This window comes from Caballeronia cordobensis (assembly GCF_001544575.2).
Taxonomy (GTDB): domain Bacteria; phylum Pseudomonadota; class Gammaproteobacteria; order Burkholderiales; family Burkholderiaceae; genus Caballeronia; species Caballeronia cordobensis.
The window spans coordinates 18,990-43,717 of sequence record NZ_FCNY02000033.1 but is presented as its reverse complement, the minus strand read 5'-3'; the positions used below and the strand labels follow the sequence as shown (position 1 = coordinate 43,717).

At 63.9% G+C, this 24,728-nt stretch carries 19 protein-coding genes and 1 other RNA gene; 11 read left to right on the top strand and 9 right to left on the bottom strand.

Annotated elements, in window-relative coordinates; translation table 11 throughout:
• Positions 1-6 precede the first annotated feature (6 nt).
• The 5 genes from AWB70_RS35675 to gyrA form a co-directional block, all read right to left on the bottom strand.
• Complete coding sequence (locus AWB70_RS35675; protein ID WP_053568620.1) at positions 7-927, bottom strand: prephenate dehydrogenase; 921 nt, start codon at positions 925-927, stop codon at positions 7-9.
• A gap of 34 nt (positions 928-961) precedes the next feature.
• A complete protein-coding gene (pheA, locus tag AWB70_RS35670; RefSeq protein WP_014192042.1) occupies positions 962-2,044 on the bottom strand; it encodes a prephenate dehydratase in 1,083 nt (360 codons plus the stop codon).
• A 36-nt stretch (positions 2,045-2,080) separates the two neighbouring features.
• Positions 2,081-3,163, bottom strand: coding sequence for a 3-phosphoserine/phosphohydroxythreonine transaminase (serC, locus tag AWB70_RS35665; RefSeq protein WP_014192043.1), 1,083 nt, complete (start codon positions 3,161-3,163; stop codon positions 2,081-2,083).
• A 197-nt stretch (positions 3,164-3,360) separates the two neighbouring features.
• On the bottom strand, positions 3,361-3,972 hold the full coding sequence (locus tag AWB70_RS35660) for a DUF2059 domain-containing protein (protein WP_014192044.1): 612 nt from the start codon (positions 3,970-3,972) through the stop codon (positions 3,361-3,363).
• 174 nt (positions 3,973-4,146) lie between these two features.
• A complete protein-coding gene (gene gyrA / locus AWB70_RS35655) occupies positions 4,147-6,792 on the bottom strand; it encodes a DNA gyrase subunit A (RefSeq protein WP_041730568.1) in 2,646 nt (881 codons plus the stop codon).
• 716 nt (positions 6,793-7,508) lie between these two features.
• On the opposite strand from gyrA, the gene ompA reads away from it, so the two are divergent.
• The 4 genes from ompA (at position 7,509) to ssrA (ending at position 10,273) form a co-directional block, all read left to right on the top strand.
• On the top strand, positions 7,509-8,171 hold the full coding sequence (ompA, locus tag AWB70_RS35650) for an outer membrane protein OmpA (RefSeq protein ID WP_014192046.1): 663 nt from the start codon (positions 7,509-7,511) through the stop codon (positions 8,169-8,171).
• Positions 8,172-8,364: 193 nt separating this feature from the next.
• The gene (ubiG, locus tag AWB70_RS35645; protein WP_014192047.1) at positions 8,365-9,063 is read left to right on the top strand and encodes a bifunctional 2-polyprenyl-6-hydroxyphenol methylase/3-demethylubiquinol 3-O-methyltransferase UbiG; all 699 of its coding nucleotides are present in this window, start codon (positions 8,365-8,367) and stop codon (positions 9,061-9,063) included.
• Positions 9,064-9,067: 4 nt separating this feature from the next.
• Positions 9,068-9,832 carry a phosphoglycolate phosphatase gene (gene gph, locus AWB70_RS35640; RefSeq protein WP_053568621.1) on the top strand — a complete coding sequence of 255 codons (765 nt, stop codon included), beginning with the start codon at positions 9,068-9,070 and terminating at the stop codon, positions 9,830-9,832.
• A gap of 82 nt (positions 9,833-9,914) precedes the next feature.
• Positions 9,915-10,273, top strand: a transfer-messenger RNA (tmRNA) gene (ssrA, locus tag AWB70_RS35635).
• Positions 10,274-10,682: 409 nt separating this feature from the next.
• On the opposite strand, the gene AWB70_RS35630 is transcribed toward ssrA, so the two are convergent.
• Together AWB70_RS35630 and AWB70_RS35625 are read right to left on the bottom strand one after the other, a co-directional pair.
• Positions 10,683-10,952 (bottom strand): hypothetical protein, encoded by a 270-nt coding sequence (locus AWB70_RS35630; protein ID WP_045450910.1) that lies wholly within the window; start codon positions 10,950-10,952, stop codon positions 10,683-10,685.
• A 108-nt stretch (positions 10,953-11,060) separates the two neighbouring features.
• On the bottom strand, positions 11,061-12,131 hold the full coding sequence (locus AWB70_RS35625; protein ID WP_053568622.1) for a substrate-binding domain-containing protein: 1,071 nt from the start codon (positions 12,129-12,131) through the stop codon (positions 11,061-11,063).
• A gap of 128 nt (positions 12,132-12,259) precedes the next feature.
• On the opposite strand from AWB70_RS35625, the gene AWB70_RS35620 reads away from it, so the two are divergent.
• Genes AWB70_RS35620 through AWB70_RS35605 form a run of 4 tightly spaced genes read left to right on the top strand, consistent with a single transcriptional unit; the run spans position 12,260 to position 17,493 of the window.
• Positions 12,260-12,748: an NAD(P)H-dependent oxidoreductase subunit E gene (locus AWB70_RS35620; protein ID WP_014192051.1), complete on the top strand. Its 489-nt coding sequence runs from the start codon at positions 12,260-12,262 to the stop codon at positions 12,746-12,748.
• Entirely contained in the window at positions 12,745-14,301 is a 1,557-nt protein-coding gene (locus AWB70_RS35615; RefSeq protein ID WP_053568623.1) for a formate dehydrogenase beta subunit, read from the top strand. Before AWB70_RS35620 ends, AWB70_RS35615 begins: the two co-directional genes overlap by 4 nt.
• A gap of 21 nt (positions 14,302-14,322) precedes the next feature.
• On the top strand, positions 14,323-17,244 hold the full coding sequence (fdhF, locus tag AWB70_RS35610) for a formate dehydrogenase subunit alpha (RefSeq protein ID WP_053568624.1): 2,922 nt from the start codon (positions 14,323-14,325) through the stop codon (positions 17,242-17,244).
• Positions 17,245-17,247: 3 nt separating this feature from the next.
• Positions 17,248-17,493, top strand: a complete 246-nt coding sequence (locus AWB70_RS35605; protein WP_014192054.1) for a formate dehydrogenase subunit delta — start codon at positions 17,248-17,250, stop codon at positions 17,491-17,493.
• A gap of 51 nt (positions 17,494-17,544) precedes the next feature.
• Here AWB70_RS35605 and AWB70_RS35600 read toward each other — a convergent pair whose 3' ends face one another.
• On the bottom strand, positions 17,545-19,281 hold the full coding sequence (locus AWB70_RS35600; protein WP_053568625.1) for an FAD-dependent monooxygenase: 1,737 nt from the start codon (positions 19,279-19,281) through the stop codon (positions 17,545-17,547).
• A gap of 186 nt (positions 19,282-19,467) precedes the next feature.
• Between AWB70_RS35600 and AWB70_RS35595 the strand changes: the two genes are divergently transcribed.
• Complete coding sequence (locus tag AWB70_RS35595; protein WP_053568626.1) at positions 19,468-21,327, top strand: tetratricopeptide repeat protein; 1,860 nt, start codon at positions 19,468-19,470, stop codon at positions 21,325-21,327.
• Between the two features lie 14 nt (positions 21,328-21,341).
• Here AWB70_RS35595 and AWB70_RS35590 read toward each other — a convergent pair whose 3' ends face one another.
• Positions 21,342-22,637, bottom strand: a complete 1,296-nt coding sequence (locus tag AWB70_RS35590; RefSeq protein ID WP_053568627.1) for an MFS transporter — start codon at positions 22,635-22,637, stop codon at positions 21,342-21,344.
• Positions 22,638-22,786: 149 nt separating this feature from the next.
• Here AWB70_RS35590 and AWB70_RS35585 point away from each other — a divergent pair, with 149 nt between their 5' ends.
• Together AWB70_RS35585 and AWB70_RS35580 are read left to right on the top strand one after the other, a co-directional pair.
• Positions 22,787-23,296: a GNAT family N-acetyltransferase gene (locus AWB70_RS35585; RefSeq protein ID WP_082378067.1), complete on the top strand. Its 510-nt coding sequence runs from the start codon at positions 22,787-22,789 to the stop codon at positions 23,294-23,296.
• Between the two features lie 206 nt (positions 23,297-23,502).
• Entirely contained in the window at positions 23,503-24,699 is a 1,197-nt protein-coding gene (locus tag AWB70_RS35580; protein ID WP_053568629.1) for a hypothetical protein, read from the top strand.
• The last annotated feature ends 29 nt before the right edge of the window (positions 24,700-24,728 follow it).

Sequence of the window (24,728 nt, the reverse complement as noted above, 5' to 3'; positions counted from 1 at the left end):
CTTTCCTTATTTCGCGGCGACGTCGCCGGAGGGCTTGATGCCCCCGCGTTCCTGCCATTCCTTGCGCGCCACGCGCGAGCGCGCGAACGCGGCTTCGAGCGCTGCGCCATCCGATGCTTCGATCGCCGCGCGAAAGCGCGCAAGCACGGCGGTGTAATCATCGAGTTCGGCGAGCAGCGCGGCGCGGTTCGCGAGACAGATATCGCGCCACATTTCCGGGCTCGAGGCCGCGATGCGCGTGAAATCGCGAAACCCGCCCGCGGCAAATGAAAACTTCAGCTCGGCATCGGGCGTGTCGAGAATCTGGTCGACGAGCGCGAACGACAGCACATGCGGCAAATGACTGACCGACGCGAACACGCGATCGTGCTGCGCCTCGCTCATCTGACGCACGCAGGCGCCCGTTGCACGCCACATCGAGGCGATACGCTCCACGTCGTCTGCCGCGTTTTCGGGCAGCGGACACAACACCACATTGCGATCGACGTAAAGCTCCGGCAGCGCCGCATCGACGCCGCTCGACTCGCGCCCGGCGATCGGATGGCCCGGCACGAACTGCGCGACGCGCGCACCGAGCGCGCGCCGCGCCGCCGCGACGACGTCGCTCTTCGTGCTGCCGGCGTCGGTGACGATCGTGCGCGCATCGAGAAAAGGGGCGATGCGCGCGAGCAGCGGCTCGGTCTGCGCGACCGGCGCGGCAAGCAGCACCACGTCCGCGCCCGCGAGCGCGCCAGCGAGCCCGGTGTCGTCGCCGAGCGCGGCGGCTTCGTCGATCACGCCGAGTTCGATGGCGCGCGCAACCGACGCCGCCGAGCGGCCGACGCCGACGACGCGGCCGCCAAGCCCCGCGCGCTCACGCAGCGCCCGCGCGAGCGACCCGCCGATCAGGCCGACGCCGAAGATAACCAGTTTGTTGAAAGAGAACATCGATGCGGCCTGAAGCTGAAAACGAAACGGCCGCTCAACGCGCCCGCGGATACGAACCGAGAATCTTCAGGAACGCGGCCTTGCGCCCGAGTTCTTCGAGGGCGGCGGCAACCGAGGAATCGTCGCGATGCCCTTCGATGTCGATATAAAAGTAGTACTCCCACGCGCCCGAGCGCGCCGGACGCGACTCGAAGCGCGTCATCGAGACGCCGTGCTTCGCGAGCGGCTCCAGCAGCTTGAACACCGCGCCCGCTTCGTTCGTCACCGACACGATGAGCGAAGTCTGGTCGTGGCCGCTCGAATCGGTCGGCTGCTTGCCGACGATCACGAAGCGCGTGCGATTGTGCGGGTCGTCCTGAATCTGCGAGAACACGATGCCGAGGCCGTAGTGCGTCGCGGCGCGATCGCCCGCGATGGCCGCGACGGTCGGATCGTTCACCGCCATGCGCGCCGCTTCGGCATTGCTCGACACGGCCTGGCGCTCCAGATGCGGCGCGTTCGCCGTCAGCCAGCGCTGACACTGCGCAAGTGCCTGCGGATGCGCGCACACGCGCTTGACGCCATCGAGCGCGCCGGACGCCGTCAGCAGATTGTGATGGATGGGCAATGCGAGCTCGCCGCCAATCAGAAGCGACGTCTGCAGCAGCAGATCGAGCGTGCGCGACACCGCCCCTTCCGCCGAATTCTCGACCGGCACGACACCGTACTGCGCCGCGCCCGCTTCGACCGAACGGAACACTTCGTCGATGGACGGACACGGCAGCCCTTCGATCGAATGTCCGAAGTATTCGAACATCGCCTGCTCGCTGTACGTGCCGACCGGCCCGAGGAAGGCCGCGCGAATGGTCTGTTCGAGCGCGCGGCTCGCGGCCATGATCTCGCGCCAGATCGACGCGATGTGTTCGTCGGCGAGTGGTCCTTCGCTCATCTCCTGCAGCCGCGCGATGACCTGCATCTCGCGCTCGGGACGGAACACCGGCGCGTTGAAATGCTTCTTCACCTCGCCGACTTCGAGCGCGACGGAAGCACGCTGATTCAGCAGCGCGATGAGTTGCGCGTCGAGCACGTCGATGCGCTCGCGCAGCGGTTTGAGTCTTGAATTGAGATCGTCGTCCATGCGGTTGAGCTTGTGCGGTTGAGAGAGCAACGGCGCTTAGGCAGCCGAACGCTCGAATTCCTTCATGTATTCGACGAGAGCTTTGACCCCCTCGACCGGCACCGCGTTGTAGATCGATGCCCGCATGCCGCCGACGGACTTGTGGCCCTTCAGTTGCAACAGCCCGCGCGCCTTCGCGCCGGCCAGGAAATCCAGATTGCGCGATTCGTCGGCAAGGAAGAACGGCACGTTCATGCGCGAACGGTTTGCCCGCTCGACCTTGTTGACGTAGAAATCGCTGGAATCGATGGTGTCGTACAGCAGCTTCGCCTTCTCGACGTTGCGCGCCTCGATCGCTTCCAGGCCGCCCTGCTGCTTCAGCCACTTGAAGACGAGCCCGGCGATGTAGATCGCGTAGGTGGGCGGCGTGTTGTACATCGAGTTGTTCTCGGCGACGATCTTCCATTCGAACGCCGACGGACAAATGGGCAGCGCGCGGTCGAGCAGATCTTCACGCACGATCACCACGGTCACGCCCGCCATGCCGATGTTCTTCTGCGCGCCGCCGAAGAGCACGCCGTATTTGGCGATGTCCATCGGGCGCGAGAGGATGTGCGACGAGGCGTCCGCGACGAGCGGGATGTCGCCGAGATCGGGAATCTCGAAGGCTTCGACGCCATCGATGGTCTCGTTCGAGCACAGATGCACATACGCCGGATCGTCCGACAGTTGCCATTCGTCGAAGCCCGGCACGCGCGTGAAACCTGCTTCGGTCTTGCCGTTCGCCGCGAGATGCGGCGTGCCGTATTTCTGCGCTTCCTTGAACGATTTCGTCGACCACGAACCGGTCACGACGAAATCGGCGGTTTGCTTCCTGCCGAGCAGGTTCATCGGCACGATGGCGTTTTCGCCGATGCCGCCGCCTTGCAAAAACAGAATGCGATGCGACGCGGGCACGTTCAGCAGCTCGCGCAGATCGGTCAGGGCCGCCTCGTGAATCGACATGAATTCCGCGCCGCGGTGGCTCATTTCCATCACGCTCATGCCGCTGCCTTGCCAGTCGAGCATTTCCTCGGCAGCCTGCTTGAGGACTGCTTCTGGCATGGCGGCGGGGCCGGCGGAGAAATTGAACACGCGCATCTGGAGATCCCGGAATTCCGATTTGGCAGGCGCGCAACGAACGGCGAATGGAAGATCGCCGCGTTTTCACGCCCGAAAAAGAAATGGCTGCTTGCGCTCGCGCGCAAACAGCCATTATCGCACTGTCCTGAAAACCCGCCAATGCACGGGGCGGCGAGCCCCGTCAGCGCATGTGCGCCAGGACGATAGCGCCGTGCTTACTTGCCCGGCTTGACGCTCGCCACTTCCTGATCGGCTTGCGTGCGCGTCGCCTTGATGGCTTGCGGCATGTACTTCTGCATCAGACCGTTCACGACGTCGCGGCCAACCTGGTCCTGAACCTGGATGAACTTGCGGCCGGTCGGGCTCTTGTAGAAGTTAGTCAGGTCCTTGATCTCGTCGGTCGAGTAGTACTTCGCGTACGCGTCGTACTGAGCCTGCATCGCGTCCTTGCGGAATGCGTCGGTCGCGAAAACCTGGCCAGCGGAATCGACCAGCTTCGGCACTGCGTTCTTCTGCAGCGCCGGAACGGCAGCCTGCTTCTGCTTGTCGTTCAGCGTCTTGTTCTCGGACAGCGCGTCCGAAAGGATCGCCGGCACGAGTTGCTTCGACTGCATCTGCGCGCTGTTACCGATCGCACCGACCAGCTTCTGCGCGTCGATTGCGTCGAGCAGATCCTTGATCGCGGCTTGCTTGGCCGGATCAACCGGTGCTGCTGCGGCCGCCGGCGCGGCCGACTGTGCAGGCGCCTGGTTCTGAAGCGACTGAGCCATCGCGAAAGTCGGCACGAAAGCGGCCAGCAACATCCACTGCTTGAAACGTCCTTGCATTATTACTCCCTGTAAAAAATATCCAGTTCGGCACTGGCGACGAGCTTTGCGTGTCCGTCCGGTGCAGACCTCGTCTGCTGCGAAGTGCGAACGTCAACTACGGGCTCAGGTCGCGCAGCTTAACCAATTCAGGCTTTCAAAAGCGATAACGAGCGTCCCGTGTCACAAAAAATATCAGGCGCTTTCTCCGCCTTCACCATTCTCCGTGCCACCGTTCTTGCCCGCAGTATCGTCCGGACCGGCGTCGCCTTCGAGCTCGGCCTCGGCTTCCGCCTCGGCGATATGCTGCAGTCCCGACAACTTGGTTCCCTCGTCAAGGCTGATGAGTGTAACACCTTGAGTTGCACGGCCCATCTCGCGGATTTCCGAAACCCGCGTGCGGATGAGCACGCCCGAGGTCGTGATCAGCATGATTTCGCTTTCCGGCTCGACGAGCGTCGCCGCGACCACGCGGCCGTTGCGCTCTGAAGTCTGGATCGCGATCATGCCCTTCGTGCCGCGGCCGTGACGCGTGTACTCGTTGATCGGCGTGCGCTTGCCATAGCCGTTCTCGGTGGCCGTGAGCACCGACTGGTTCTCGCCGCCCGCGACCAGCATCGCGATGACCTGCTGTCCGTCTTCGAGTTGCATGCCGCGCACGCCGCGCGCCTCGCGGCCCATCGCGCGCACGTCGTTCTCGTCGAAGCGCACGGCCTTGCCCGCGTCCGAGAACAGCATGACGTCGTGCTCGCCGTCGGTGATGGCCGCGCCGATCAGGTAATCGCCCTCGTCCAGACCGACCGCGATGATGCCCTTCTTCATCGGACGGCTGAAGGCTTCGAGCGGCGTCTTCTTGACCGTGCCGAGCGCGGTCGTCATGAACACGTATTTGTCCGCCGAGAATTCCTTGATCGGCAGCACGACGTTGATCTTCTCGCCATCCTGCAGCGGGAACATGTTGACGATGGGGCGGCCGCGCGAATTGCGCGAGCCCTGCGGCACTTCGTAGACCTTGATCCAGTACACGCGGCCACGGTTCGAGAAGCACAGCATGTGATCGTGCGTGTTCGCGATGAAGAGCGTGTCGATCCAGTCGTCTTCCTTCATCTGCGTCGCCTGCTTGCCGCGACCGCCGCGTTTTTGCGCGCGGTATTCGGAGAGCGGTTGCGACTTCACGTAGCCGGAGTGCGACATGGTCACGACCATGTCCGTCGGCGTGATCAGGTCTTCGGTGTTGAGCTCCGTCGCGTTCATCTCGATGCGCGAGCGGCGGTCGTCGCCGAACTCGGCGCGAATCTGGCCGAGTTCCTCGACGATCATCTGGCGGATACGCTCCGGCCGAGCGAGGATGTCGAGCAGGTCGGCGATCTGCGCCATCACGTCGCGATACTCGCTGACGATCTTGTCCTGTTCGAGCCCGGTCAAGCGTTGCAGGCGCATCTGCAGGATTTCCTGCGCCTGGACGTCCGACAATTTATACAGGCCGTCCGCCTGGAGACCGTACGCCGGATTCAGCCCTTCCGGACGATACGCCAGGCGCCCGCCCGAAGCCTCGGTCTCGGCGCGCGTCAGCATCTCGCGCACGAGCGACGAATCCCACGGCTTCGCCATCAACTCCTGCTTGGCGATGGGCGGCGTCGGCGCGGCCTTGATGATCGCGATGAAATCGTCGATGTTCGCGAGCGCGACGGCGAGACCTTCGAGCACGTGCCCGCGATCGCGCGCCTTGCGCAGTTCGTACACCGTGCGCCGCGTGAGCACTTCCCGTCGATGCGACAGGAAGCACTCGATCATCTCCTTCAGGTTCAGCAGCTTGGGCTGGCCGTCGACGAGCGCGACCATGTTCATGCCGAACGTGTCCTGAAGCTGCGTCTGCTTGTACAGGTTGTTCAGAATGACTTCCGGCACTTCGCCGCGCTTCAGCTCGATCACGACGCGCATGCCCGACTTGTCGGATTCGTCGCGGATATCGGAAATGCCTTCCAGCTTCTTCTCGTTGACGAGTTCGGCGATGCGCTCGAGCAGCGTGCGCTTGTTCACCTGATACGGAATCTCGTCGACGATGATCGCCATGCGCTGGCCGCGGTCGATCTCCTCGAAGTGCGTGGCCGCGCGCATCACGACGCGCCCGCGCCCCGTGCGATAGCCGTCGCGCACGCCCGCGACGCCGTAGATGATGCCCGCCGTCGGGAAATCCGGCGCCGGCACGATCTCGATCAGTTCGTCGACGGTCGCTTCGGGCGTGTTCAGCAGATGCAGACAGGCGTCGACGATTTCGCGCAGGTTGTGCGGCGGAATGTTGGTCGCCATGCCGACCGCGATGCCGGCCGAGCCATTGATCAGCAGATTGGGAATGCGCGCCGGTAGGACGAGTGGCTCGCTTTCGCTGCCGTCGTAGTTCGGACCGAAGTCGACGGTTTCCTTGTCGATGTCGGCCAGCAGTTCGTGACCGATCTTCGCCATGCGGATTTCGGTGTAGCGCATGGCTGCGGCGTTGTCGCCGTCGACCGAACCGAAGTTGCCCTGGCCGTCCACGAGCATGTAGCGCAGCGAGAACGGCTGCGCCATGCGAACGATCGTCTCGTAGACGGACGCGTCGCCGTGAGGATGGTATTTACCGATGACGTCGCCGACGATACGCGCCGATTTCTTGTACGGGCGGTTCCAGTCGTTGTTCAGCTCGTGCATCGAGTAGAGCGCCCGGCGATGCACCGGCTTCAGGCCATCGCGGACATCGGGAAGCGCGCGCCCGACGATCACGCTCATCGCGTAATCGAGATACGAGCGGCGCATTTCCTCCTCGAGGGAGATTGGCAGAGTCTCTTTGGCGAATTGATCCATTATCCGTGTCTTGAACTTTGCAGCGGCGACACGGCAACACGCGCAGCGATTCGGCGGGATTCGCCCGCCAGCCGCGCGACATGCGCCGGCCTGGCGCGTAGCCGCCGTACGCTGCGCGCTGCATGTGCAGCGCATGCCTTTTTCATGTGCTGCGAACGCAACACATCAAGAGATTCTACCATGTGCGACATTCCCGCCCGGCACACACTGTATACATACAGTGCATGCCGATGAAGCCGCCGGCAAAGCTTCGCCGACCCGGAATGCGCATGCGGACTTCGTAATGCGCAACGCTGTACCAATTATTTACAAAAACCGGGGAACGCATTCCGTCAATTCGTCATCTCGCCGGGCTATCATGCCGCCTCGCCGTTTTGCCAGACGCGAAGAGTACCCGCGATAAAAACACGCAGGAAATCGCTCTCGGGCACGCAATGTGCGCACGTTTCGCGCCTTCTTTGCGCCCGGACTTTCTCCTGTCCCCTTCTTGTTGCGCATGCACCACATAAGGTTGCGGGCGTACAGCGTGCGGGGATATTTTTATCGTTGCAAGGGAACGATATGGCAAAATGCCAACGCACAAAGTTAGACACTGCTCGAAGTCTATACAGCGCGTTTTGTTCCGCGGGAATGTTATACTCCGAGCAATGTATGACTTGTCTTCGTCTACAGGCTCGCAGTAAACCTGCGGTAATCTCAATTTCGAGAGGAGAAATATGAATAAACTTTCAAAGCTCGCGTTCATTGCAGCTACCGCAGTTATGGCTGCATCGGCCTCGGCACAGTCGGTGCCGGCCTCGCGACAAGCCGTGAATGACAACTGGGTGAACGGTACGGGCGAGTACGTGTGGATGAACGGCACGAACGAACTGTGCTGGCGCGACGCGTTCTGGACGCCGGCTACGGCAAACGCAAAGTGCGATGGCGCGCTGGTCGCGCAAGCACCGACGCCGCCGGCACCGGTCGCTCCGCCGCCGCCGGTCATCTCGAGCCAGAAGGTCACGTACCAGGCTGACGCTCTGTTCGACTTCGACAAGGCAGTCCTGAAGCCGGCTGGTAAGGAAAAGCTTGACGATCTCGCATCGAAGATCGGCGCGCTGAACCTCGAAGTCGTGGTTGCAACGGGTTACACGGACCGCATCGGTTCGGACGCGTACAACAACCGTCTGTCGCTGCGCCGTGCGCAAGCTGTGAAGGCTTACCTGGTCAGCAAGGGCATCGAAGCCAACCGTATCTACACGGAAGGCAAGGGCAAGCGCGACCCGGTCACGGGCGGCAAGTGCACGCAGAAGAACCGCAAGCAACTCATCGCCTGCCTCGCGCCGGATCGTCGCGTGGAAGTCGAAGTTGTCGGCACGACGCGTCAGCCGCAGCAGTAATCGCGAGTTGGATTGCCGCAGATCGAACCCCCGCCTCGGCGGGGGTTTTTTTATGCCCGAAGCACTTCCGGCATCCGATTGACGGACCACGCCTCGGGTAGCCTCAACGCATTCCAGTTTTTGCCCGCCCTTTGCGGCGCCTATATACTCGGTCCTAATCGATTCACGACTCAAACAAGGCACACTTCCGAACATGACCAATGTCGATCCCCACGAACTGCAGAAATTCAGCGAGCTCGCGCATCGCTGGTGGGACCCGAACGCCGAGTTCAAGCCGCTGCACGAGCTGAACCCCGTGCGGCTCGACTGGATCGATGCCCATGCGCATTTGAGTGCCAAACGCGTGCTCGACATCGGCTGCGGCGGCGGCATTCTTTCCGAGTCGATGGCGACGCGCGGCGCGGACGTGAAAGGCATCGATCTGTCGTCGAGCGCCCTTGGCGTGGCGGATCTGCATAGCCTCGAGAGCGGCGTCGACGTCGCCTACGAGGAAATTTCCGCCGAAGCGCTCGCCGCGCGCGAGCCCGGCTCGTACGACGTCGTGACGTGCATGGAAATGCTCGAACACGTGCCGAATCCCGCAGGAACGGTCGCCGCGTGCGCCGCGCTCGTGAAACCGGGCGGCTGGGTGTTTTTCTCCACGCTGAACCGCAACGCCAAGGCCTACCTGTTCGCGGTCATTGGCGCGGAATACATCGCGCGCATGCTGCCGCGCGGCACGCACGATTACGCGCGCTTCATCAAGCCATCGGAACTGGCGACGTTCGCGCGCATGGCGTCGCTCTCGCCCGTCGATATCAAGGGCATCACCTATCGGCCGATTTCCAAGCACTTCGGCCTGTCGAACGACACGAGCATCAATTACATGATGGCTTGCCGCCGCGAAGCCTGACGCCATGATCAACGACGACCCCTTGTCCACGGGCACCCTCGACACCAAGCCCCTTCCCGAAGAAACGACGCCTCTGCCGCAGCGCGTGGCCGAGCGCGACGGCATCGGGCTGTGTCAGGCGGTGCTGTTCGATCTGGACGGCACGATCGCCGATACCGCGCCCGACCTCGTCGCCGCGGTGAACAAGATGCGGCATGACCGCGGCCTGGAAATGCGTCCGCTCGAGATGCTGCGGCCGCATGCGTCGGCAGGCGCGCGCGGACTGCTGGGCGGCGCTTTCGAGATCGGTCCGGAGCATCACGACTTCGCGTCGATGCGCGACGAATTCCTCGCCAACTACGAAGCCGATCTGTGCATCGAGACGACGCTCTTTCCGGGCATCGCCGAGATACTCGATCAGCTCGATGCGCGCGGCGTACGCTGGGGCATCGTCACGAACAAGGTGACGCGTCTCGCCGCCCCGCTCGTCGGCCTGCTTGGTCTCGATACGCGCGCGGGCTGTCTCGTCTGCGGCGACACCACGCCGCATTCGAAGCCGCATCCGGCGCCGCTGCTGCATGCGGCGGAATTGCTGGATGTCGCGCCGGAGCGCATCGTCTATGTCGGCGACGATCTGCGCGACGTGCAGGCCGGCTTCGCGGCGGGCATGATCACCGTGGCCGCCGCCTACGGCTATTGCGGCGACGACATTCCGCCGCGCCGCTGGCACGCCAATCACGTCGTCGATTCGACCGAAGAGCTGCAGCATCTGCTTCGCGACATCGCCTGAACCGGGAGGCGGAAGCGGCGCCTTGAAAAAGCGCGCCATTCGCCTCATCTGGATTTTCGTGGGATAATTTCAGTTCCGTTTCGGGGGCGACCTGGTTTCGACAGGGGTTGTGAAGCGGTCAGGGCATACCGAGGACCCGTCACCTCGTTAATCAATGGGAAAAACGTAACTGCAAACGACGATACGTTCGCACTGGCAGCCTAAGGGCTAGCCGTCCTCTCACTAATTCGCTGACGGGTTAGGGTAGCAATACCACGAGAGGTCATATACGTCAGATAAGCCTTTGCGGTGTCACGACGCCGAGGTCGAAAATTTAGTGAATCGCCGTAACGCAGCGTGTTCGTCCGCGTCGTTGCGGTTAAATCAAATGACAGAACTAAGTATGTAGAACTGGTCGTAGAGCGCTTCTGGACGCGGGTTCGATTCCCGCCGCCTCCACCAAAACACCCCCAGGAACCCGCGATTGCGCAAGCATCGCGGGTTTTTTCTTGGCGAACGCGCCAGGCAAAAAAAAGCCCCGCGCGAGGCGGGGCAAACATCCTTGAGAGACGTAGCGAGGACAGAGACAACCTCCACTACACGTCTGAGAATAGGTCGGGCAGATCATCGTTCATATCAGAGCGGTCCCAATACCGCTGCCTTATGTCAATAATCAACTGCCCTTCATATTGCGGCTGCAACGATCCGTTTGGAACGCCCGACTAAGAAAGCTCCGATTTTTTCGAGCAACCCGAGGGGCTAATCTGACATCGCGCTTTGAATCGATGCCAACTGGCCGCGAGTTGAGGCGCCATTCCAAGTACTTTGACCTCGCTTCACGCGAGGTCTTTTTTTGCCGCTTTCGAACGTATCAGTTCGAGCCGTCTTTCGGACACTTCAGATTGCAGCCGTCCGGATCGCCGGCGTCGCCTCGGCGACGCATCGCCGACTTGCCGTTCTGAAATTTTTCCGACGGCGCGGACGCGGCGAACTGCATCTGCGGATGTTCGTTGAGTCGAAACTGATCCTGCAGAATCCCGCCCGGCATGCCCGGGGAATTCTGGGCGAAAGCGACAGGAACCAGATACATCGCGCCGGCGATGAGCGCGGCGGAAGAACAAGCGAGCAACGGAAGTTTCATGACGGTATATCGCGCGTAGAGCGGAGAAAGTCGACAGCAAACCGTTAGGTTATCCCAAATTGCCGCCGACGGCAGTCTTATGCCCTCCCCGCCGTCTTACCGCGCGTTTCACCCCCGCAATCCTTCGTCGATATCGACCAGCGAGCCGCAACTCGCCGGATCGTAGCCCTCCAGATGGGCGACGCTGTCGGTAAATCCCGCGCTGCGAAGAATACGCAGCACCGACGCAAGCCGCGCCTCGTCGAGCCGTGCGCGCTCGCAGGCGAAAAAATAGTCCTCGTCGATGATCGGAATGAAGTCGAGTGCGAAATGCTGCGCGGCCGGCTGCACGCCGAAACCGAGATCGGCCATGCCGCTCGCGACGAACGCGGCGATCGCCGAATGCGTGAGTTCGGTGGTCGCATAGCCGTTGATCTGGTCCGGGTCCACGCCCACGCGCCGCAGAGACAGATCGAGCAGCATGCGCGTGCCCGAGCCCGGCTGCCGGTTGACGAAGCGCACGTCGCTGCGCGCGAGATCGCGCAAACCGGAGATGTGCTTCGGATTGCCCTTCGGCAAAAAGAGGCCCTGGGTGCGGCGCGTCAGGCGGATCAGCTGATGCTTGTTGCGGTCCAGATACGGCCGGTAGATATCCGCGCAGGTCGAGCGAAATTCACCGATCGGCAGGTGAAAGCCCGCCAGTTCGCACTCGCCGCGCGCGAGGGCGCTGACCGCTTCGGCGCTTTCGCGATACTTGATGTCGACCGGCACGCGCTGATCGCCGAGCGCGCGCACGAGCGTCGCGACCGCATATCCGTGCGACGCGTGAATCCGCACCTGCGAAATCCCGCCCGAAAGACGACGGTTCAACTCGATGGCGACATCGTTCGCGACCGCCTGCAGCGGCGCTTCGAGCCGGTCGCCACAGACGCGCTGCGCGCGCAGCACCGACTCACCCAGCTCGGACAACACCGAGCCGCGCCCGCGCGATTTGGTGATGAGCGCGCCGCCCAGACGCACTTCGATTTCGCGCAACAAACCCCATGCGTGCCGATAGGACAAACCCTTAGCGCTCGCGGCATTCGCGATGCTGCCCGTCTGCGCGACGAGCTGCAAAAGCGGCACAACCGCGCTGAGACTGGTTTCCCGGCCATCGGCGTCGCGCAGAACCAGCTCGGCCCGGCATTCGACGTCTACCATATGAACTCCCCCTTCCTATTGCCAAGATATATCACGACGCCTATTGTTCTTTTACAGGCTCGGCACCCGTAATTATATCGACTCAAATATGTACCGCCAAAACATATGCCGAGTGTTGGAGGAGCCCCATGACACATTCGCAGCTTTCCGCCGCTGCATCCGTTGAACTCGTGCGTCGCCACGCGGTACAGGGCGCGACGTTGATGTCCATTCTTCACGCCATCCAGGACGAAACCGGCTATGTGCCGGCCGAAGTCGTCGCGCCGCTCGCGCAGACGCTTTCGCTGTCGCGCGCCGAGGTGCATGGCGTGATCACCTACTACCATCACTTCCGCAGCGCGCCGCCCGCGCGCGTGACCGTGCAGCTTTGCCGCGCGGAAGCGTGCCGCAGCATGGGCACGGAAGCGTTGAAGGATCATATCGAAGGGCACACGGGCTGCCGCTTCGACAATGGCCACGCGGAAGACACGGAACTCGAATCGGTGTATTGCCTCGGCCAGTGCGCCCTGTCGCCGTCGATGATGATCAACGGTGAACTTCACGCGCGTGTGACGCCCGCGAAGTTTGATCGGCTCTTTGCCGCCGCGCAAACGAAAGTCGCGGAGGTGACGGCATGACGCGCATTTACGTTCCCATCGATTCCGCGGCGCTCGCGCTCGGCGCCAACGCCGTGGCCGAAGCCGTCGCGAGCGAAGCGCAAAAGCGCGGCCTCGACGTGCAGATCGTGCGCAACGGCTCGCGCGGTCTCTTCTATCTCGAACCGCTCGTCGAAGTCGAGACGCCCGGCGGACGCGTCGGCTATTCGAACGTCGAAGCGGAAGACGTCGCCGCATTGTTCGACGCCGGTTTCCACGAAGGCAAGCCGCACGACAAGAACGTCGGCGTGGTCGACGAGATTCCGTATCTCAAGAACCAGCAGCGCCTGACGTTCTCGCGCATCGGCATCACGGATCCGCTGTCCATCGACGATTACACCGCGCTCGGCGGCCTGCAAGGCCTGCGCAACGTGCTCGAGATGAACGGCGACGCGGTCTGCGAAGCGCTGCTCGATTCCGGCCTGCGCGGCCGCGGCGGCGCGGCGTTCCCCGCGGGCATCAAGTGGAAGACCGTGCGCGCGGCGCTGGCGGACCAGAAGTACATCGTCTGCAACGCCGACGAAGGCGACTCCGGCACGTTCTCCGACCGCCTCGTGATGGAAAGCGATCCGTACATGCTGATCGAAGGCATGATCATCGCCGGCGTGGCGACGGGCGCGACCAAGGGCTACATCTACGTGCGCAGCGAGTATCCGCATTCGATCGACACGTTGAACCGCGCCATCGACAAGGCGCGCGACGCGGGCTGGCTGGGCGCGAGCGTGCTCGGCACGTCGCATGCGTTCGATCTCTATGTCGCCAAGGGCGCGGGCTCATATGTGTGCGGCGAGGAAACGGCGCTGCTCGAATCGCTCGAAGGCAAGCGCGGCATCGTGCGCGCAAAGCCGCCGGTGCCGGCGCTCGTCGGTCTGTATGGCAAGCCCACGGTCATCAACAACGTCATCACGCTCGCGACGGTGCCGGTGATCTTCGCGAAGGGCGCCGCGTTCTATCGCGACTACGGCATGGGCCGTTCGCGCGGCACGCTGCCCTTCCAGATCGCGGGCAACGTGAAGCAAGGCGGGCTCGTCGAACTGGCGTTCGGCGTGACGCTGCGCGAACTGATCTACACCTATGGCGACGGCACCGCGAGCGGACGTCCCGCGCGCGCGGTGCAGGTGGGCGGCCCGCTCGGCACGTATCTGCCGGAAAGCCAGTGGGACATTCCGCTCGACTACGAGGAATACGCGAAGGTCGGCGCGGTGGTCGGCCACGGCGGTCTCGTGATTCACGACGACACCTCGAATCTCGCCGAACTCGCGCAATACGCAATGCACTTCTGCGCGATCGAATCGTGCGGAAAGTGCACGCCGTGCCGGATCGGCTCGACGCGCGGCGAGGAAGTCATCGCGAAGATTCGCGAGGGCGATACCTCGGTGAAGCAGATCACGCTGCTGCGCGAGTTGTGCGACACGATGATCGCGGGCTCGCTGTGCGCGATGGGCGGCATGACGCCGTTCCCGGTGGTCTCAGCGCTCGATCACTTCCCGGAAGACTTCGGTTTGCCCCGCACGCCGGCGCAAAAAGCCGCCTAAGAGAATAGAAGGAGACGAAAAATGTCCAACACCATCAACGGCTGCGGCTCCGGCAACTGCGCGTGCAAGAGCGCGGCATCCGTGCAGCGCCGCGATCCGTTCGACGATACCGACTACGGCACGCCGCTGCGCCACGCCGATATCGACGTGACGCTCGAGATCGACGGCGAAAGCGTGACCGTGCCCGCGGGCACGTCGGTGATGCGCGCCGCGATCGAAGCCGGCGTCAACGTGCCGAAGCTCTGCGCCACCGATTCGCTGGAACCGTGGGGCTCGTGCCGCCTGTGCCTCGTCGAGATCGAAGGCAAGCGCGGCTATCCGGCTTCGTGCACGACGCCCGTCGAAGCGGGCATGAAAGTGCGCACGCAAAGCGACAAGCTGCAGTCATTGCGCAAGAACGTGATGGAGCTCTACATCTCCGATCACCCGCTCGACTGCCTCACCTGCCCCGCCAACGGCGACTGCGAACTGCAGGATATGGCGGGCGTCGTCGGCTTGCGCGAAGTGCGTTACGGCTATGAAGGCGAGAACCATCTGAAGGACAAGAAGGACGAATCGAATCCGTACTTCACCTACGATCCGTCCAAGTGCATCGTCTGCAACCGCTGCGTGCGCGCGTGCGAAGAGACGCAAGGCACCTTCGCGCTGACCATCGCCGGACGCGGTTTCGAATCGCGCGTGGCGGCGAGCGAGAACGTGCCGTTCATGGAATCGGAATGCGTGTCGTGCGGCGCGTGCGTTGCCGCGTGCCCGACCGCGACGCTGCAGGAAAAGACCGTCATCATGCTCGGCCAGGCGGAACATTCGGCCGTGACGACCTGCGCCTATTGCGGCGTCGGCTGCTCGCTCAAGGCCGAGATGAAGGGCAACACCGTCGTGCGCATGACGCCGAACAAGAACGGCCAGGCGAACGAAGGCCACGCGTGCGTGAAGGGCCGCTTCGCATGGGGTTACGCGACGCACAAGGACCGCATCAAGAAGCCGATGATCCGCGCGAAGATCACCGACCCGTGGCGCGAAGTGTCGTGGGACGAAGCGATCAACTACGCGGCAAGCGAATTCCGCCGCATTCAGGATAAATACGGACGCGATTCGATCGGCGGCATCACGTCGTCGCGCTGCACGAACGAAGAAACGTATCTCGTGCAGAAGCTCGTGCGCGCCGCGTTCGGCAACAACAACGTCGATACCTGCGCGCGCGTGTGCCACTCGCCGACGGGTTACGGCCTCAAGACGACGCTCGGCGAATCCGCCGGCACGCAGACCTTCGCATCGGTCGAGCAGTCGGATGTCATCATCGTGATCGGCGCGAATCCGACCGACGGCCATCCGGTCTTCGGCTCGCGTTTGAAGCGCCGCGTGCGTGAAGGCGCGAAGCTCATCGTGATCGATCCGCGCCGCATCGATATCGTCGATACACCGCACGTGAAGGCGCAGTATCACCTGCCGCTGCGCCCCGGCACGAACGTCGCGATGCTCAATTCGCTCGCGCACGTGATCGTCACGGAAGGCTTGCTGAAGGAAGACTTCATCGCGGAACGCTGCGAGACGCGCGCCTTCGGTCAATGGCGCGAGTTCGTCGCGCTCGAAGAAAATTCGCCCGAAGCGATGGAAGCGACCACCGGCGTGCCCGCGCAGGCGGTCCGCGAGGCCGCGCGCGTCTATGCGACGGGCGGCAACGGCGCGATCTACTACGGCCTCGGCGTCACGGAACACGCGCAAGGCTCGACTGCCGTCATCGGCATTGCGAACCTGGCGATGGCCACCGGCAACGTCGGCCGCGAAGGCGTCGGCGTGAATCCGCTGCGCGGCCAGAACAACGTGCAGGGCTCGTGCGACATGGGCTCGTTCCCGCACGAACTGCCGGGCTATCGCCATATCAGCGATGCCGCCACGCGCTCGCTCTTCGAAGAAGCGTGGGACGTGAAGCTCCAGCCGGAACCGGGCCTGCGCATTCCGAACATGTTCGACGCCGCGCTGCACGGCAGCTTCATGGGCCTCTACTGCCAGGGCGAGGACATCGTCCAGTCGGACCCGAACACGCAGCATGTCGGCGCGGCGCTCGCGGCGATGGAATGCATCGTCGTGCAGGACATCTTCCTCAACGAAACGGCAAAGTACGCGCACGTGCTGCTGCCGGGCTCGACCTTCCTCGAGAAGGATGGCACCTTCACCAACGCCGAGCGCCGCATCTCGCGCGTGCGCAAGGTGATGCCGCCGCTCGCGGGCTTTTCCGACTGGGAAGTGACGATCAAGCTCGCGCGCGCGCTCGGCTACGAGATGAATTACGCGAATCCGTCGGAAATCATGGACGAAATCGCGCGTCTCACGCCGACGTTCCACGGCGTCTCCTACGATCGCATCGACGAGCTCGGCAGCATTCAGTGGCCGTGCAACGAGAAAGCGCCGGACGGCACGCCGACGATGCACATCGACGAATTCGTGCGCGGCAAGGGACGCTTCGTCATCACGAAGTTCGTCGCGACGCCGGAGAAGGTCACGCGCAAGTATCCGCTCCTGCTCACGACCGGCCGCATCCTGTCGCAGTACAACGTGGGCGCGCAGACGCGCCGCACCGAGAACTCGCAGTGGCACGACGAAGACCGGCTGGAGATTCATCCGGTGGACGCGGAAGATCGCGGCATCAAGATGAACGACTGGGTCGGCATCGAATCGCGCGCGGGGCAAACCGTGTTGCGGGCGAAGATTTCGGAGCGCATGCAGCCGGGCGTCGTCTACACGACCTTCCACTTCCCGGAATCGGGCGCGAACGTCATCACGACGGATTCGTCCGACTGGGCGACCAACTGTCCGGAGTACAAGGTGACGGCGGTGCAGGTGATGCCGGTCGAACAGCCGTCGCAATGGCAGCAGGACTACTCGCGCTTCAATTCGCAGCAGCTCGAACTGCTCAATCTCGCCACGACTTCTTCGGGAAAATAACTCATGGATGTCGATAACCTGATCGAGATGGCGAACCGCATCGGCGAATTCTTCGATTCGATGCCGGACCGCGCCGAAGCCGTCGATAGCGTCGCGGATCATATCCGCCGCTTCTGGGAGCCGCGCATGCGGCTCGCGATCCTCGCCGCGCTGGACAATCCGGAAGCGAGCGCGTCGATGGAGCCGATCGTGCGCGAGGCGCTGAACCTGCACAAGGCGGATCTTCAGCCGAAGACGGCGCACGCCTGACGTCGTTCATCGCATCGCCTTGAACCGAAGCCCCGCACCGCGGGGCTTTTTTCAATCTTCGCGATATTCGCGTTCGACGTGCCGCTCCGTGCTCGTTTCCTGCGCGCCGAACCACGTTTCGCAGTGACGCAGGAGCGCATGCACGTCCGACGGCGCACGCCCGCGCGCCGCGATATAGCCATCGGGACGCACGAGATAGAACGCGGGGCGCGTGCGGCCGTAGTTGTCGGTGAGCGAATTCGCTCCCTCGCCGCGCGTATCGGTGATGCGCCACACGCGCACGGCGTTCGGCATGATCGCATCGAGGGAAGCCGCGAGCCCGTCGAGATTCGGCTCGCGGATCGCGTGCGCGACGGTGATGGTCGCGGGTGCGAGCGCGATATCGTCTTCGCCCGACGGGTTCTCGAGCAGAAAGAGCGAGAAGCAGCCGGGATCGTGCAGATCGAAGAGACAGCCGACGCCGGGCAGACGCCCGAGCGGCCCGTCGATGACATGCACGCGCGCATCGGGCGCGCGCTCGCCGGCGCGCGGGCCGCCGTCGAGCAGGCGCTCCAGCGTAAGCGGGCTCTTGCGATAGTTGATCGACAGTTCGCTCACCGTGCGCCGCATGGCGTCGCGCAGCGGGCCGATCGCCGCGAGCGCGGGCATCACGTGCTCGCGCATCAGCTTCATCGGGCCGTGCTCGGCGGCGGCCATCTGCGTGAGCATGCTGGATTGCCTGAGCACGTCGCGCTCAATCGGATGCCGCTCCGCATGGTACGTATCGAGCAGGCGCTCGGGCGCGCTGCCCGCGAGCATGCGCGCGATCTTCCAGCCCAGATTGAACGCTTCCTGAATGCCGGTGTTCATGCCCTGCGCGCCGGCGGGACTGTGCACATGCGCCGCATCGCCGGCGAGAAACACCCGCTCGATGCGCAACCTGTCGACCATGCGGCTGTTGAGATGAAAGTACGACGACCACGTCATGTTCGACAACGCCATCTTGTGATGCACGCGCCGCGCCACGAGCTCGCGGCATTCGTCGAGCGTCGGGCCGCTCTTGGCATCGCCCGCATTGACTGCGCTCGCGACCGGCGCGGGGAGATCGGCGATCAGGCGCGCGCGGTCGCCGCCCATCGGAAACAGCGCGGTCAGGCCTTCGCCCGACGCGAAGATGTGGAATTCGTCGTCGGGCCAGTCGGTGTCGACGTCGAGATCGGCGAGCAGAAAGGTCTGCTCGAAGGTCTTGCCGTCGAAGCCAATGCCGAGCCGATGCCGCACGAAGCTATGCGCGCCGTCCGCCGCGATCAGATACGACGGCCGCAATAGTTCGTCGCGTCCGCTCGGATGGCGCAGCGTCGCCTGCAAACCGGCCGAGCCTTGCGAAAGATCGACCAGCTCGACACCGCGCTCCACGTCCACGCGATAGCCCGCGAGATGCGCCGTGAGCAGGCGTTCGGTCTGCGATTGTTCGAGAAAGAGCAAATACGGATAGCGTGTTTGCAGCGGATCGAAGTCGAGGCGCGCGAGACGCTGCCCGTTCGAATAGAGATTCGCGACGCGCGCGCGATGTCCGAGTTCGAGAAACGGCTTGACCACGCGATGCTGCTCGAAGAGTTCGAGCGTGCGCGCCTGAATGCCGATTGCGCGCGAATGCGGCGACGGCTCGCGCGCACGGTCAATGAGCCTGACCGGAATGTGCGCGCGCGCCAGGCTCATCGCGGCGGCGAGGCCCGTCGGACCGGCGCCTGCGATCAGAACGGGCGCGACGTCCAGCTTGTCGTTCGGATTCAGCTTTGGCGCGAACATGCGATCGTTCCTCCCTGAAGCGTCACGCCGCTAGTGTACGCCCGCGAATCGTCGCCCTCGTTGATGTCTTCATCGTCGCGAAGCGTGCCTTCGCCGCAACGGGTCGAACGCGCTTTTCGGAGGACCGGTCGCGCCGGTATGGGAAAATGCGGGGTTTGCTTTTCCGGGCCAGAAGTTTTTTCCGTCATGGACACCGTATTCGCCCGCGGTTTCGCGGCCCATCGCGACGGCCGCCTGACCGACGCGGAGCGCGACTATCAGGCCGCGCTCGCCGCCGAACCTCTTCACGTCGATGCACTGCACTACCTCGGCGTGCTGCGCCACCAACAGGGCCAGCACGCCGAGGCGGCTGAGCTCGTGCGCCGCGCCGTCGATCTGCGTCCGACTGATGCCGGCCTGCAACTGAACCTCGGCAACGCGCTGAAGGCGCTCGGCCGCCTCGACGACGCAATCGAACGCTTTCGCAACGCGCTGACGCTCGCGCCGGGCTTTCCGCTCGCGCAGTACAACCTCGGCAACGCGTACACGGCGGCGGGCCGTCACGAAGACGCCGCCGACGCGTTCGAGAAGGCGCTGCGCCTGCAGCCCAACGATCCGGCCGCGTGGAACAATTTCGGCAATGCGCTCTCCGCGCTGCGCCGTTTCAAGGATGCCGCGGGCGCATTCAGGCGCACGCTCGCGCTACGCCCGGGCCATGCCGGCGCGCACAACAACCTCGGCATGGCGCTCAACGCGCTCGGCGACACCCTCGGCGCGATCGCGCATTTTCGCGCGGCGCTCGACGTCGAACCGAACTACGCCGCCGCGCATTTCAATCTCGGCAATCTGCTCGACGCAAACGGCCACCCCGACGACGCGCTGCCCGTATTGCGTCAGGCCGTGGGGCTGCAGCCGCATTTCGCGCCGGGGCATTTCGGGCTCGGGCACGCGCTCGCCAAGCTCGGCCGTCACGACGAAGCCGTGCCGCACTTCGAGCGCGCGGTGGGGCTCGATCCGAAATACGGCGTCGCGTGGCTCTGTCTGGGCAATACGCATCTCGCGCTCGGCGGGCACCGCGCGGCACTGCGCGCGTTCGATCAGGCCTTGCGCATCGATCCCGAGATGCCTGCCGCGCACCTGAACCGCGCCCTCGCCTTGCTGACCGTGGGCGACTATGCGCGCGGGCTTCCCGCCTACGAATGGCGTCTGCAAACGCCGGGCAGCGAACCCGCGCCGCGCCTGCCGCGCTGGAACGGCGAGCCGATGCCGGGCCGCACCCTGGTCGTGCGCGCGGAACAGGGTTTCGGCGACACGCTGCAATTCGCGCGCTTCGTGCCTTTCGCGGCGAAGCGCGTCGGCAAGCTGATTCTGGAAGTGCAGCCCGCGCTGGTGCCGCTGCTCGCGCCTGCCGCGCACGCCGCGCGGGTCGAACTGAAGAGCAAGTCGGAAGGCGTCCCGACGCCCGCGGACGCCTTTTGCCCGCTGCTCAGCCTGCCGCTCGCACTCGGCATGACGTCGCCCGAGGCAATTCCGGCGCGCTCGCCCTATCTCGTCGTGCCCGCCGAGCATCGGCGCAAATGGCGCGGCTCGATCGGCGGCCAGGCGCGGCGCAAGATCGGCATCACGTGGTCGGGGCGCATGCAGCCGGGTGAAACCCGCTCGGTACCGATCACCGAACTGGGGCCGCTCTTTGCGCTCGAAGGCATCGACTGGGTGGCGCTTCAGCCGTTCGTCACCGACCGCGAGCGCGACGTGCTGCGCGCGTATCCGAACGCGAAGTCGATTCATCTGATCGACGGACGCCTGCAGAATTTCGCGGACACGGGCGCGATCGTCGACCGTCTCGACGCGGTGGTGTCCGTCGATACGTCCGTCGCGCATCTCGCGGGCGCGCTCGGCAAACCGCTCTGGGTCATGCTGCCCTTCGCCGCCGACTGGCGCTGGGGCGCCGATTCGAGCGAAACCGTCTGGTATCCCGGCGCGCGGCTCGTGCGTCAGCGCGCGCCGGGCCAGTGGCGCGAAGTCATCGAAGAAACGGCGGCGATGCTGGTTTCGCTTCCGGCGTAGACACGCGAAGCGCGTCAGGCCGCCTTGTACTGATTGCGCGCCTCGGGCGAGCGATACAGGACGAGCGTCGCGATCAGGCCGCAGATCGCCGCCAGCCCCATCCACAGGCCGGGTGCCGCCTTGTTTCCAGTCGTGTGGATCAGATACGTCGAGATCGCGGGCGTGAAGCCGCCGATCGTCGTCGCGAGACTGTAGGCCATCGAGAAACCGGTGGTGCGCACGTCGGCCGGCATGACTTCGGTGAGCGCAACCACCATCGCGCCGTTATAGCTGCCGTACAGGAACGAGAGCCACAGCTCGCACATCAGCAGGCGCACGAACGACGGGTCCGCGACGAGCCACTGCACCGCCGGATACGACGTCAGAATGGTGAGGATCGTGAACACGAGCAGCACCGGGCGACGCCCGACGCGATCGGACACCGCGCCCATCAGCGGCAGCCAGACCAGATTCGAGAGGCCGACGCAGACCGTGACCACGAGCGCGTCGATGGACGAGAGCTTCAGCACTTCCTTGCCGAAAGTCGGCGTGTACGCGGTGATCATGTAGAACGACACGGTCGTCATGATGACCATGCCCATGCCTGCGAGCACGATGCCCCAGTTCTGCGCGATCGAGCGCGCGATTTCGCCCATGCCCGGCCGATGCTTCTTCGCGAGGAACTCGTCCGTCTCACGCAGCGACCGGCGGATGATGAAGAGGAACGGCACGATCAGGCAGCCGATGAGAAACGGCACCCGCCAGCCCCAGGCGGTCATCTGCTCGGGCGGCAGCAGGCGGTTCATGACGACGCCGATGAGCGCCGCGAACACCACCGCGACTTGCTGGCTGCCGGACTGCCAGGAACAATAAAAGCCCTTGTTGCCCTTCGTCGCGATCTCGGACAGATACACCGAGACACCGCCCAGTTCGACGCCCGCCGAAAAGCCTTGCAAAAGACGCCCGCCCAGCACGATGACCGGGGCGAGCGCGCCGATGGTCGCGTAACCCGGCACGAGCGCGACGCACGCGGTGCCGACCGCCATCAGCGCGAGCGTGAGGATGAGGCCCTTGCGCCGCCCGTGATGGTCGATATACGCGCCGAGCACGATCGCGCCGACCGGCCGCATCAGGAAGCCCGCGCCGAACACGGACAGCGCGAGCATCAGCGAGGCGAATTCGTTGCCGCTCGGGAAATAGGTCTTGGCGATCGCTGAAGCGTAATAGCCGTAGACCATGAAGTCGTACATTTCAAGAAAGTTTCCGCTGACGACGCGAAAGACGGTCTTGAATTTGGATTCGTTGGCGGGTGCCGCGTGGGTCGTGGACATGACTTTCCCGATATCGGAGCGCTCATTGCAATGCCTTTGATTTTAGCGCTTCCCGACTGACGGCTGCACCGAACTTCGTCTAATTTCGCTCAATTCAGATTAAAATACACTTACATATGTCTAACTTAAAGCTAACGGACACTCCCGCGATGAAAGGAAAAGTATCGCTGCGCATCGCGGATCTCAACGACACGGCGCTCGTCGCGTCGATGCACGCGCGAAGCTGGGCGTCCGCCTATCGCGGCATCCTGCCGGACACCTATCTCGACGCATTGCCGACCGAGCGCGCCGCCTTTTGGGAAGCGCGCATGAGGGACATCGTCGACGGCGCGGGAAGCGTGCTGATCGCCGAGCATGCGGGCGAGCCGGTCGGGTTCATGTGTCTGGTCGAGCCGGACGAGACGGGCAGCGTGCTCGTCGACAATCTGCATGCGCTGCCGGGTCATCGCGGTCTCGGCACCGGCACCGCGATGCTCGACGAAGCCGCGCGCTGGGCCCGCTCGCGCGGCGCGCGGCGAATGCATCTTTCCGTGCTGGAGCAGAACGCGGCGGCCATCGGGTTCTACGAATCGCGCGGCTGGACATTCGCTGCGCGCGAAACGGACCATATGGCGGGTATCGATCTGTTTTCGTTGCTCTACGTTTTCTCACTTGAGTGACCGCAAGAAAACAGAGTTTGTCAATATTCGTTCCTGTTAAAAATCAATAATAAGAATTGTCTTGTCGTCGGACTCGTTAGCGTTTCGTATGATCGCAGGTCGCAATTTCGGCCATCTCGCGCCGACCCGGTGCCGTCTGCTGCTCCACGGAGGTCCGGGCGCGCTGTCTCATTGTCCGGGCCCGGACGCATGCATGTGGAATCCTCATGACCGAAGACTTGATCGTAGTGGAAGGCTATCTGCGTCTGCCGACGCAACGCGCGCTGACAGACCCGTCCTTGAACTACGGTAGCGAGTGGTCGTCCGCAGCCACACGCCCTGTTCAGTCCCGGTCCGAAGTTCCGCTCTTCGCCGCGCGCTTCGAGACTGCCTACGTCGCCGCCCTGAGCCTGTCCGACACGACCTCGCCCTACCGCGCGACGAGCCTCTGGGGTGTCTACGCGAAGGAGTACGTTCCCCGCGCGATGCTGCATTTGATGCAAGGCGAGCAAACTCCGAACGCCGCCGCCATCGATCACGCCGATCGCGTTGAACCCGTTGGACCTGTTGAGCCTGTTGAGCCCGTGCATCTGAATGTCGTCGCGCCGGCGGCGCAAGTCGCGGCCAAGCGCTACTTCAGCAAGCCCGTCATGGCGCTCACCGCCGTGGCATGCGCGGCGCTCATCACGTGGCTGCTGTTCGAATACAAGCCCGGCGCATCGGACAATTCATCGGCTGCCACGACGGCGGAAGTCGGCACGCAAAGCCTTCAGGCCGATGCGAACGCGCGACCTGACCTCCCAGCGTCGGAGCCTGCGGTGATCGCGGCTGTCGAGCCGGCTCCTGTGAAGACGACTCAAACGGCGACGACGCCCCCGGTTGCGATTGCTATCGCGAGTGCGCCTGCTGTTGTGAAGGCCGGCACCATCGCTCGCGCGGACGCTGTTGCGAAGGCCGATGCCATCCCGCGTGCGCCCGCTGTTGCAAAGGTCGACGCCATCCCGAGCGCACCCGCCGTTGCAAAGCCCCACACCATCGCCAGCACGCCCGCCGCTGCAAAAACCCGCACCATCGCAAGCACGAACACCAGCGCGACAACGAAGCACAAGACATCCGCCGCGCATCTCGTCGCCGAATCGACCGCCCGCAAGCACACCCGCCACGTCAGAACCGTGTCGTCGCCGCACCCGCAGCGAGCCCTCGCCCTCCGTGCGCCCGCAGCCGAGAAGCGCATCGCGAGCCATGCCCCCGCAGCACCTATGCGCACGCTATCGGCCAGCATTCACGGACCCCGCGCATCACAGGTTTCCAATCCGATGAGCCCCGAAGCGCTCTACGCGATGCTCCAGCATTCGCCGACACTCGATAGCAATTCAGGCAGCGCATCCAGCCACGGCGGCGCGCAAGCTCAGAACGCACGCTGAACGACGAACCGCCCGATCAACCCATTCCG